The organism is Neobacillus drentensis (genome assembly GCF_036966985.1).
GTDB classification, from domain to species: Bacteria; Bacillota; Bacilli; order Bacillales; family Cytobacillaceae; genus Neobacillus; species Neobacillus drentensis_E.
This window is the reverse complement of record NZ_JBALSN010000090.1, coordinates 1-11,448: the sequence shown is the minus strand read 5'-3', so window position 1 is coordinate 11,448 and position 11,448 is coordinate 1. Positions and strand designations below refer to the sequence as shown.

At 37.9% G+C, this 11,448-nt stretch carries 10 protein-coding genes and 2 pseudogenes; 4 read left to right on the top strand and 8 right to left on the bottom strand.

The window, feature by feature from the left end:
* From V7659_RS06590 to V7659_RS06555, 8 genes and pseudogenes are all read right to left on the bottom strand, one after another.
* Window positions 1-965 (bottom strand): annotated as a pseudogene (locus V7659_RS06590) (glucose-6-phosphate dehydrogenase); the annotation flags it as partial.
* Between the two features lie 73 nt (window positions 966-1,038).
* Window positions 1,039-1,251, bottom strand: coding sequence for a ribose-5-phosphate isomerase A (locus tag V7659_RS06585; RefSeq protein WP_335538934.1), 213 nt, complete (start codon window positions 1,249-1,251; stop codon window positions 1,039-1,041).
* Between the two features lie 105 nt (window positions 1,252-1,356).
* Window positions 1,357-1,491 carry a BA3454 family stress response protein gene (locus V7659_RS06580; RefSeq protein ID WP_335538933.1) on the bottom strand — a complete coding sequence of 45 codons (135 nt, stop codon included), beginning with the start codon at window positions 1,489-1,491 and terminating at the stop codon, window positions 1,357-1,359.
* 368 nt (window positions 1,492-1,859) lie between these two features.
* On the bottom strand, window positions 1,860-2,768 hold the full coding sequence (locus V7659_RS06575; RefSeq protein ID WP_335538932.1) for a phosphatidylinositol-specific phospholipase C/glycerophosphodiester phosphodiesterase family protein: 909 nt from the start codon (window positions 2,766-2,768) through the stop codon (window positions 1,860-1,862).
* Window positions 2,769-3,309: 541 nt separating this feature from the next.
* A complete protein-coding gene (locus tag V7659_RS06570) occupies window positions 3,310-4,569 on the bottom strand; it encodes an Nramp family divalent metal transporter (RefSeq protein ID WP_335538931.1) in 1,260 nt (419 codons plus the stop codon).
* Window positions 4,570-5,087: 518 nt separating this feature from the next.
* Window positions 5,088-5,234: pseudogene (locus V7659_RS06565) on the bottom strand (sensor histidine kinase KdpD); the annotation flags it as partial.
* A 113-nt stretch (window positions 5,235-5,347) separates the two neighbouring features.
* Entirely contained in the window at window positions 5,348-5,629 is a 282-nt protein-coding gene (locus tag V7659_RS06560; protein ID WP_335538929.1) for a hypothetical protein, read from the bottom strand.
* Between the two features lie 52 nt (window positions 5,630-5,681).
* Window positions 5,682-5,873 (bottom strand): hypothetical protein, encoded by a 192-nt coding sequence (locus V7659_RS06555; RefSeq protein ID WP_335538926.1) that lies wholly within the window; start codon window positions 5,871-5,873, stop codon window positions 5,682-5,684.
* 160 nt (window positions 5,874-6,033) lie between these two features.
* Between V7659_RS06555 and V7659_RS06550 the strand changes: the two genes are divergently transcribed.
* The 4 genes from V7659_RS06550 to V7659_RS06535 all read left to right on the top strand — a co-directional run.
* The gene (locus V7659_RS06550; RefSeq protein ID WP_335538925.1) at window positions 6,034-7,476 is read left to right on the top strand and encodes a PLP-dependent aminotransferase family protein; all 1,443 of its coding nucleotides are present in this window, start codon (window positions 6,034-6,036) and stop codon (window positions 7,474-7,476) included.
* 465 nt (window positions 7,477-7,941) lie between these two features.
* Window positions 7,942-9,477 (top strand): NCS1 family nucleobase:cation symporter-1, encoded by a 1,536-nt coding sequence (locus V7659_RS06545; protein ID WP_335538924.1) that lies wholly within the window; start codon window positions 7,942-7,944, stop codon window positions 9,475-9,477.
* Between the two features lie 166 nt (window positions 9,478-9,643).
* Entirely contained in the window at window positions 9,644-10,696 is a 1,053-nt protein-coding gene (locus tag V7659_RS06540) for an LLM class flavin-dependent oxidoreductase (RefSeq protein WP_335538922.1), read from the top strand.
* Window positions 10,697-10,729: 33 nt separating this feature from the next.
* Window positions 10,730-11,448, top strand: a 719-nt coding sequence (locus V7659_RS06535; protein WP_335538920.1) for a hypothetical protein, incomplete at its 3' end; no start/stop codon positions are given.

Sequence of the window (11,448 nt, the reverse complement as noted above, 5' to 3'; positions counted from 1 at the left end):
GCTTCCACAAATGTGTCATTTTGAGATGAAGGATCTACTCCCGGTTCCTCTTTATAAGCTATAACTTGCTTACCATCCATCTCTCCGGAAATGTACTGGCCACGAACAATATGGGCTTGAACATCCTCTTTACCTATAGGGCGAAGGGCTTCCATTACCTTCCGTTTCTCATTTCGGATTTCAGTCGCGTTTATCTTATAAGGCAAATCCATGGCGGTCATCATGAGCAATTGCATCATGTGATTTTGCACCATATCGCGTATCGCGCCTGCATGATCATAATAACCGGCTCTTTTTTCAACGCCAACCGTCTCACTTGCGGTGATTTGGACATTCGCAATATGATCCTTGTTCCAAATGGATTGAAGTATTGGGTTCGCGAATTCCAAAGCCTCAAGGTTCTGAACCATTGGTTTACCCAAGTAATGGTCAATTCGATAAATTTCCTCCTCATTAAATGCTTGGCTAAGTTTTGCATTAAGCTCGCGAGCGGATTGGAGGTCATGTCCAAATGGTTTTTCGATTATTAAACGTTTCCATCCACTTGTTGCACCAAGTCCGCTATTTTTTATATTTAATGAAATGAGGTCGAAAAATTCAGGTGCAACGGAAAGGTAAAACAAACGATTTTCCGCAATTTGCAGTTCCTCTTCTCTTTTCTTTACCATCTGCAGCAATTTTTGATAATCCACTATTTTGTTTGCATCCAACCTGCTATAGCGAAAAGCCTAAACAAATTCCCCCATTTCGGTAACATCATGCTCCAGGCGGCGCGAAAAGGTTAAAATCGATTCTTTTACTTTTTCTTGAAGATCATCATGTGATAGTTCCCCTCTTCCGAGTCCAATTATCGATATTGGTTGAGGTAGTTTTTTATCTATATACAAATTGTAAAGAGCAGGGAATATTTTCCTCTTAGCTAAATCCCCCGTTGCTCCAAATAAGACAAAGGTCATTGATTCCATTTTTATTTCTCCTTATAATTGTAAAATACTTCCTTAGAACTAAAGACTAAGAAAAGAATGCCCTAGAGACAACCTAATTTATTTTTTCTTCATCGGCACCATCTATAGCGACATCGATTTGATCAATTTCTTTAAATGAAACAAGTGGGATTCCTACTTCTGTTGCCAATTTTTCCGTTTGTTTGGAAGTAGGGATTCCTTTAATAGAAAGTCCTTGTTGAACTAATTTCCCAAGCTTAGTAATGGTAAACAATACAGTGGACCCGGTTCCCAGCCCAACTATCATTCCATCCTTCACATACTCTACAGCTCTTTCTCCAACTTCTTTTTTTTCAATTAAGGACTTTTGCTCCTTTCATTTAAGGACTAGAAGAAATCGAAATTCATTTTTTTAATTTAACCATTGTTTCTCGAGTTGTTCCTGTGCAATACGCAAAATTTGTTCTTCAGGTGTATCTTTTTTAACGATTACATTCGTCAGGTAATTTTTACCTCTCAATTGAAGTTTAACACTCACTTCCACCATATATTTCACTCCCTTCAAACTTTAATGTGTATTATATATATCAAAAGTAAATAACTTTTAGTTATTAAGTGATTCTTGATGCGGTAAGTTACTTTGCGTAACCATATTACTTCCTGTAATTATTTTCGTCAAGAAAAAATATCTTAGAATCGAGATTTTTTATTTTACGCAATGTTCTTCCCAGTTCAGCACAAAAAAAGCCAACAGAGAATTACTGTTGACTTCAACTTATCTGAATTGTAGATTCATCTATTACCCATTCCGCTTTCACCAAATTTGTCACTGTTACTATTAACTCTATTCGTTCATTTTTATTGTGTTTAATCTTTCTCCAATAATCCGAAATAATTACACGAAATATTCAGCTTTTATTTATTTTTGTGAGTGGTTTCCCAAGTAATATTAGGTTCAGATGGATGAGGATCATTATTCATCAAGAAAATCTGCAAGCCAGCTAAATCATCGGTATTGATAAAATCAACACCCGCATTCAAAAGTTCTTTCCATACAGCATCTCTCGCTGGTGATGAGGTGTCAGGGGTAGCCCAAAAACGGACTTTCTGGCCATTAGCATGTGCGGTTGAAACAATATTGTACAGTTTCTCCCTTTCATTTTTTGGCATCTCACCTACACCCATCCATGTAAAATGGTTAGTCCAGTTATCACTAATGATTGGCATGAATTCATTGGGAGCACCTGAGCCAAGGTCACTCATTCTTCCATCATAGGCTGCATAACGAACGGGCTGGTTCTCCATTAGTTCTTTTGGACGATTCCCTGAAATATAAACAGTAATTGCCCCCGGTTTTACCCCTGACGGCAAAAACTTTGTTAGCATATTTTGATATTTATTAAGCTGTTCATGTATAACTTGATAAGTCGCAACATCCTCAGATTTCACATCAATCCATAGGGTAAAGTCTTTATCATATCCTGGATAAACCGCTCCATTATTGTCTTTAACTCTTTCCTTCAATGGGTCAAGATATAAGGATTTCAATGTTCGATCCGGCCGTACATCCTCTTTATTATGGGCTACAAGGAGTTCTCCGTCTACAAGCCAAACATCAGCTTCAACACTCGTAAATCCATGCTCCAGGGCATCTGTTAATGGATGGGTATGTTCGTAATCATTATGTGCATGAGCTTTTGCAAGAGGGACCACAGTCTCTTGATTAGATAATAATGAATTACCAACACCTGCAGCATAAACTTCTGTAAATGATATCATGAATACAGAAGCTAAAAGGGTTAAAACGGCCAAGCATTTTTTCATGGTTTCTATACCTCCAGTATAAAATAGATTACCTTACCCATATTAGAGAAAAACCCTTAAAGTTCAATGGATATTCAGGATTCTTAACAAACCCTTTAATTACTTTACAAGATTTATGTCATTGGCAAAATATTTTTACAAAAACAATAAAAAGAATCAGTAATGTAATAAAACAATTAAACTTTTATCTTTTGTTTATTTAAATACATCAACTGTCAATTCAATAAAAAAGCCTTATTTCCTTCCTCAAGTATGGCACGGCCCTTAAACTCTCACACCCGTAAGTCAAAAGTAGAATTAGTTACTTTTTAAATAATTTTCTTATCAATTCATCCCCTTCTAAAATTGGTTTGTTCAGAACATCATAAAAAACTATAATAGAACCCTCGAACCCACTGGGAATAAGGTACAATTCATATAAACTTACGCCGTTAGTGAAACGACGAAAAAAGCTACCTTTAAGGCAGCCCTAATCAATTGTAAAAGGATTTATTTTATTTTAAGGAAATATCACTTTGTAGTTATGCCTTCTTTAGTTTCTTTAGTTAATAAAAGTATGATATAACAAAAATAAATTAAGAGTTATAATAAGTACAGAAATTATCCACGCACAGATCGACGTAACTGAATGATTTACAAGTTTCCCCATTAGTTTTTTGTTACTTGTAAACATTATTAAAGGTATTAAAGCAAAAGCAATTCCAAAAGAGAGGACAACCTGACTTATTACAAGAGCTTTAGAAGGATTAATTCCCATTAAAATTATTCCTAACGGCGGTATCATTGTAATAAATCGTCTCAAATAAATAGGTATGCGTCGTTTAATAAAGCCTTGCATAATGATGTCACCTGACATGGTACCAACTGAAGAACTTGATAATCCAGCAGATAACAATCCAATTCCAAAACATATAGCCACAAAGGGTCCAAGTATTTTTCCAAATTCATTAAAGGCAACTTCTAAATCACTTACGTTAAGTCCGTTTTTATTAAATAAAGCCGCTGATACGATTAACATACTGGCGTTTATCCCACCTGCAATAATCATCGCAATAATGACATCTACAAACTCATAATGAAAAATCTTTTTCCGTTCTTCTTCGGTTTCTCCGACAATTCTATTTTGTGTTAAGGCAGAATGCAGATAAATGGCATGTGGCATTACTGTTGCTCCCAGCATACCAGCTCCTAATAAAACGCTATCTACATCCTGAAATTTGAGTGTGAAAAGACCAGAGAGAATTGCCACTGCATCTGGTGCTGCATAGAAAACTTGAACCCCAAAGACAATTACTACAATAAAAATCATTGCTGTAATAACAGCTTCTAACGGACGCATTCCTCGCCTTTGAATCTCCAAAATTACGAATGAACCAATGGCTGCAATAATAGCAGCGAAAACAAGTGGGATATCAAAAAGCAAATAGAGTCCAAGCGATGCACCAATAAATTCTGCAAGGTCTGTTGCCATAACTACAAGTTCAGCTTGAAGCCATAAAAGGATTGAAGTCTTCTTTGAAAATTTCTCTCGGCAAACTTCAGGCAAGTTTTTACCTGTTGCAATCCCTAACTTGGCAGACATCGTCTGAATCAAAACTGCCATTAAATTAGAAACTAAAATGACCCATAATAATGTGTATCCATACTTAGACCCTGCCGAAATGTTTGTTGCATAATTACCTGGGTCGATATATGCCACAGCAGCAATAAAGGCAGGACCTAAAAAAGGTAGCAATCTTTTAATTCCATTAGAATCACTTTTTATAGAAGAATTAGAATATTTATTCAAAGAGTTAGACAATTTTTCGGTACAACCTCCTTCTTTTATCCGAACTTATAGTTTATTTCAGTAATTTGCATATGAGTTAATGCAACTGTAATATTGTAGCTTTTTATCGCTATTTTTATTTACTTTTACAATAAGAACATTATCTGCCCACGGACTTGATTGTCCAGTACCCTAACCCCTTTTGTTCAAATTGCCTCCGTGTATGTTTTTGAAGAGATGGCAAAAGCAATGCATATTGAATAGCACCACTTTGATTTTTTCAAACCTAATATCCATAATTCTACAACTTTTTTAAAGGGTCTCAGGTTGCAAACCCGACATAAATGAAGTTATTGGGCTTTCTAATTGATTAGCCTCTGTTTCAGCAAATGCAGGATTGGTGTGTAACAAAATTAAAGGAAAGAAAAGGGAATGAAAAATTTTATGTATATAGTCACCTTTGGGCATATTTTACCCATAAATCCATTAACAGCCTTACCTTCTTGAATTCAAGCACCCGTTTTAGTTTAGTTGAAGTTATCAGTTAATTGTTATTTCTTCTGATCTGCTACTACTAAAACGTCTAAATGACGTACCTCTCTTAACAATTTTTGAGTAACAGAACCTTTTGTTATCTCCTCCCATCGGGAACGAGCAGATTGGCCGATAATAACTTGTGTTGCTTTTTTTTCATTCATTTCACTTCAATCTATTAAAAGTAATAATTAGTATTGTAACATTATTTTCGAATTTCGAAATAACAATTTTTAATAGATTTTGAATTATAAGATAAATAAGGGAAAGTTTAAAATTATTTCTTTTGCTTATTTCTATACGAAATAATATTTGTTTTTAACGATGCATAAGTTCCAATCGCTGCATATCCGTAAAACCAGCCCATAAATATACCGCCAAGAGTGTTGTGTTTATGACTAATAAAAATTGAAATTCCTAATCCAAATAGAAGGGCAATGGTTGGCACAAACCACTTCGGCAATTTGAAATATACCTTAATTAGTTGAGTTAACACAATAATGATGGGGATCGCAAAAACTGCATCCCAAAAATTCGTTTGAATGGCAGGGAAATCCACAGAAGAACACACCTTTTTTAACTTATTATGTGTATTCTGCTAAAGATTTATGTTAGTTCATACTGATATACCAAGCCAAGCCTCCGATTGCTGCTAAGATGACAATGGCATAAATAGCCGTCAACCTTAAAGTGTTTTGTTTTGTGGAATTTTTATAGTCCTCATCCGGTTTCCCAGTAAGTGCTAGGGTACCAATTAAAGCAGCTATTAAAACAACAATGATAAGAATCATGCCAAACTTCATAGTTTTTCATCCTCACTATATGATAAAATTATTGATTTTTCATTAGACATCGTATGATTCCTATATTAAGGTTAAAGTTATAAAAAATGACCCGCCAATTACTAAAAAAATGGACCATCCACTTTTACTTGTTACAAGTGATTGGAAAGGAGTGAGTTGGGTGGATTGGAGACCCGATCGAACAACTAAAAGACCGATTTATAAACAAATTGCCGATTACATTGAACAAGGTATTTCAACTGGCCAGTTTTCACCGGAAACCATATTACCTTCAGAAAGGGCCTTAGCAGAAGAACTGCAAGTGAATCGTAGTACAGTGGTAGCCGCATATGAAGAACTGCAGTCAATGGGGATTGTGGAGCGAAAAAAAGGTAGTGGAACCATCGTCAGTACAGATATTTGGGGACTCGAGCATAGACGGATTCCAAACTGGGGTAGATATTTGGAGCGTGGCTCATTTCTTCCCAACCTTCCTGTTGTTCAAAGAATTCGTAAGGAAACACAGGATAATGACCTTATTAATATGGCAAGCGGTGAATTGTCACCTAGTTTATTTCCAAATGAGCAATTCCAACATATTCTTTCTGAGCAGCCCTTTACAGGCTATCTTGGCTATGACGATCCACAAGGTAATGAAGAATTAAGGTGTACAATTGCCTCTCATGTGAATGAGTATAAGAATATTAATACAACTTCTTCATCGATTCTTATTACTTCTGGTGCACAGCAAGCATTGCATCTGATTGTCCAATGTCTGCTTAAACCTGGTGACGCAGTTGCTATCGAGGATCCATCATATTGTTTTTCCCTGCCCATTTTCCAAACAGCAGGTTTAAAAATCTTCCGATTGCCTGTGGATTCATATGGGGTAAATCCGGAGGACCTTATTCAATTACATAAGAAACATCGAATCAGAATGGTATTTTTAAATCCGGATTATCAAAACCCAACGGGAAAGGTTCTTTCACTGCAAAGGCGTCAACGAATTTTAAACATTTCAGCAGAGTTTGGAATTCCGATTATTGAAGATGACCCGTATAGTTTAACCTCCTTTAATGGGGTGGTAAATCCATCGTTAAAATCAATGGATGATAATGGAAATGTATTATATATTAGTTCATTGTCGAAAATTATTGCTTCAGGATTGCGAATCGGATGGGTTATTGGTCCCTCAAAGGTTATTCAGCGGCTTGCCGACGCTAAACAACAAGTTGATTTTGGACACAGTGTGTTTCCTCAATGGGTGGCGAACGAATTTCTCGGGTCGCAGTACTTTAATACGCATATCCAATTTTTAAGAAAAGAGCTTGAACTACGGAGAGATCGACTCGTTCAAAGTCTTAACCAATTATTGGCTGGAAAAGTTTCATTTTCTATTCCAGATGGGGGAATTCATCTGTGGGGCAAAGTGGAAAGACCTATCGATGAGCAAAAATTACTGGAGGAATCAATCAGGAATGGAATTGCCTTTGTTCCCGGAAATGTTTTAGGCACTGAAAAAGGATGTCTCCGATTTACCTTTGGCAGGGCTGAAACAAATTTGATTCATGAGGGAATTAATAGATTTTCACAAGCACTAAATAAGTTAGAAGTAAACAACTAACTAGCAAGGAAAAATGAATTTATGTAAGGAATTCTTACGCAATTTAAGACAGATCCTGTCCTCCTGATTATAATCCATTATAAGATATGGTATCCATTCAGGAGGATACACCAGTTCGACCCGTGGCTGCATTTTACATAACATAAAAGAATTTATCGAAATTATTCGACTTTTTGTCCAATGACAGGAAGAAGAAGAGGTTTATAATATAGTATAGAGAAGTAGGTTTTCTTGTCCTATTGCTTTACCTGATACATAGGGGACAGCAAACAGGATTCTGTTTTCGGGAGTTGAAGGAAAGAGGGGGATGCAATGGTGAGTAGGTAAAAACTGGCAGAAATTTTTTTAATATTCGTTCAATTCTATCCTGAATGAGAGTAGTTCTAACAAATCTGTATCATTTGCATTTAAGGCATCATTGTTTCACTAGAAGGCACGTTAAAAAACCAATAAGGGGGAAATTTGTTGAAAACGCAAATTGAACAAAATGGTATTGTTACCCTGACGCCTGAAGCAGCCAATGGTTTAAGTAACAGTGAAATGTGGAATGATGACCTGCGCCCAACGACAATGAAGGAACATTCATGGAAAGGGCTTAACTTTGCTACATTATGGATTGGTATGTGTTTATGTATTCCTGCCTATACGATGGCTAGTGGCCTGATTTCGTTAGGAATGAATTGGTGGCAGGCAATTGGAACGATTTTTCTTGGAAATGTTATAGTCCTTATCCCTATTCTATTAAATTCCCATGCTGGTACGAAGTTTGGAATTCCCTATCCCGTATTTGCTCGTTTATGGTTTGGATCAAAAGGAGCTCATATCCCAGCTTTAGCTAGGGCCATTGTTGCTGCTGGCTGGTTTGGAATTAACACATGGATTGGTACGGGTGCGATTGATACACTTTTATCCGCTTCTTTTGCCGCCTGGAGAAACGTCCCAGGACATACGGCAATTGTATTTGCCTTGTTTTGGGCATTAAATGTGGTTGTCGCTTATAAGGGACCTCAAGCAATGAAAATTCTTGGCTTAATTGCCACACCGATCGTCGGCGTCGCTTCCATTATTCTACTTATATGGGCATATACAAATGCAGGTGGCTGGGGTCCGATCTTAGATACCCCTTCAGAATTCGCGACAACAGGTGCGTTTTTAAAGGTATTTTTCCCTGCATTAACTGGCGTCATTGCCTTCTGGGCAACCCTTGCATTGAATATTCCTGACTTTTGCCGCTATGCAAAAAGTCAAAAATCACAAATGCTGGCTCAAAGTTTCTCCCTCCCACTTACAATGAGTATCTTCTCCTTTATTGGAATTGCTGTCACATCTGCGACAGTAGTTATTTTTGGGACAGCACTCTGGGATCCCGTTCAACTGCTTGCGAAATTCCCGCCATTCGTTATCTTTTTGGGAACATTAATCATTGTAATTGCCTCCTTAACGATCAATGTCGGGGCAAACATCGTTGCACCGGCCCGTGCAATTGAAAATCTAAATCCAAGACGAATTACGTTTGGCATAGGTGCATTAATCACTGGAATCTTTGCGATTTTAATGCAGCCTTGGTACATCATGGAGAACTTTGGAAACTATATTTTTGGCTGGTTGGGTACGTACGGTGCTTTACTCGGTCCGATTGATGGAATTGCCATTGCGGATTACTGGCTTGTTCGCAAGCGGCAAATGGCCCTTAACGAACTATATGATGTAAACGGCCGCTATAGTTATACATCCGGTTTTAATAAAAACGGTGTTTACGCCCTGATAATTGGTGTCGCCGTTCCTGTACTTGGACTTCTCATCCCGGGACTTCGCTTTTTGTGGGATAACGCCTGGACATTTGGATTATTTATCTCGATTATCGCTTACACCTACCTAATGAGAGGGGACAAAAGCATTCTTCAACCAGGAGAATACGAAAAAATTACGACCTTCAAATCGTCCACTCCTGGTAATAAAACAGATTCAGTTGCCCATAATGAAACAGAATTCTTTTATTAAAAAATGAGTGTCAGGCACCCCTNNGTTTTACATCCTAATAGTAAAAATCCGATTATTTTGAAAAATATCGGGAAATGTAGGATAATTACGCATGGTATTTCTTAGATAAAAATTTTAATATACTCAGGCACAGGAGCGGCCTTAGGATAATAGGAGGGTATTCATTATGGAAATAGGTGTGAGCACGTTTGTCGAAACAACGCCGGATGTGAAAACTGGGGAGGTGATTAGTCATGCGCAACGGATCCGTGAAGTGGTGGAAGAAATAGTCCTTGCAGATCAGGTTGGACTCGATGTTTTTGGTGTCGGTGAGCATCATCGTGAGGATTTTGCGGCCTCTTCTCCAGCAGTGGTGTTGGCTGCTGCCGCATCACAAACCAATCGGATTCGATTAACCAGTGCAGTAACAGTTCTCTCATCTGCCGATCCGGTTCGAGTATTTCAGGATTTTGCAACACTTGATGCGATTTCAAATGGCCGTGCCGAGATCATGGCAGGCCGGGGCTCATTTATCGAGTCTTTTCCGTTGTTCGGCTATGATTTAAAAGACTATGATGAATTATTTGATCAGAAGCTAGACCTATTATTAAAAATACGTGAGTCGGAGAAAGTGACCTGGGAAGGGGGACATCGACCAGCTATACAAAATCTCGGTGTATATCCTAGACCGGTTCAGGATCCTTTGCCGGTTTGGATTGGTAGTGGAGGCAGCCGTGATTCCGTTATCCGTGCAGGTCTGCTTGGGTTACCACTCGTTCTAGCCATAATTGGCGGGCGCCCGCTGCAATTTGAGCCACTTGTGAGACTTTATAAGAAAGCAGCTGTTCACGCTGGTCATGATGTATCTAAGCTTACGGTTGCCTCGCATTCGCACGGTTTCATTGCGGAAACTAGTGAAGCAGCAGCTGAGAAGTTTTTCCCTTCCACCCAGCTTGTCATGAATAAACTAGGACGTGAACGCGGATGGGGGCTATATGACCGTTCAAGCTTTGATACCGCGCGCAGTTTGGAAGGAGCATTGTACGTAGGGGATTCGAAAACAGTTGCCGAGAAAATCATCTACTTACGTAAGAATGTTGGGATCACGCGCTTTATGCTCCACTGTCCTGTTGGCTCCATGCCTCATAATGATGTAATGAGAGCCATTGAACTCTTAGGAAAAGAGGTTGCTCCAATCGTTAGGGCAGAAATAAGCAGATGGGAATCTGAAAGCGACTAATGCGAATCCGAAGAATCTGAAGGGTGATTTGTTATGGAGGAACTGAAAAGTAAATGTTGGCTAATCAAAAATGCTTTTCATATAGATGTACAAGCGGTTGATCATCAAATTCAAACGATTTTACACATCTCTGATGATAGTGATCCACTAATTATTATTGAAGCCCGAAAGAAAATCTATTTGGAACTTAAAAACTCTTTAGAAAAGGCCAATAAAAAGAGTTTTTGTTTTCATACAGATGCTTTCCGACTATCGTATATGGCAGTAGCGCTGCACAAAGGTGAACAGTTTCAAGGTATGGTTATCGTCGGACCTTTCTTGATAGAGAAAGTAACTGACCATTTTATCTGGAATGTTATCAGGGAAAATCATCTTGAAAATAATTGGGTAACTGCATTTGAGAAGTTTTACAAATCATTACCCTATTTGGGACAATCATACATCGCAATTGGTGATTTATTAGTGAATCTATTAGCAAATCCGCGCGTGGATTCCCAATTCATTACGACCAAAAAACATAATGAGCAATATCAACCGGAGATAGAGCCGCAAGATTATGCCCAAGATGGGATGGAAGTTAAGCTAAGATATGAGGCAGAAAAGAAATTATTACATTTTATCGAAATTGGAGATAAAGAAAATGCCATGAAAGCTTTAATTGATTTTACAGGAGACTTTTCATATCGAGTTCCTGGAAATCCTTTGCGGGCGAAAAAAAATCTTAGCTTTTCAAGTAATACAATGAGTCGGAT

Excerpts from the sequence above, each read along its gene's own strand:
- V7659_RS06585 (WP_335538934.1), bottom strand. The coding sequence starts at position 1,251 with ATGATAGTTGGGCTGGGAACCGGGTCCACTGTATTGTTTACCATTACT.
- V7659_RS06580 (WP_335538933.1), bottom strand. The coding sequence starts at position 1,491 with ATGGTGGAAGTGAGTGTTAAACTTCAATTGAGAGGTAAAAATTACCTG.
- V7659_RS06575 (WP_335538932.1), bottom strand. The coding sequence starts at position 2,768 with ATGAAAAAATGCTTGGCCGTTTTAACCCTTTTAGCTTCTGTATTCATG.
- V7659_RS06555 (WP_335538926.1), bottom strand. The coding sequence starts at position 5,873 with ATGAAGTTTGGCATGATTCTTATCATTGTTGTTTTAATAGCTGCTTTA.
- V7659_RS06540 (WP_335538922.1), top strand. The coding sequence starts at position 9,644 with ATGGAAATAGGTGTGAGCACGTTTGTCGAAACAACGCCGGATGTGAAA.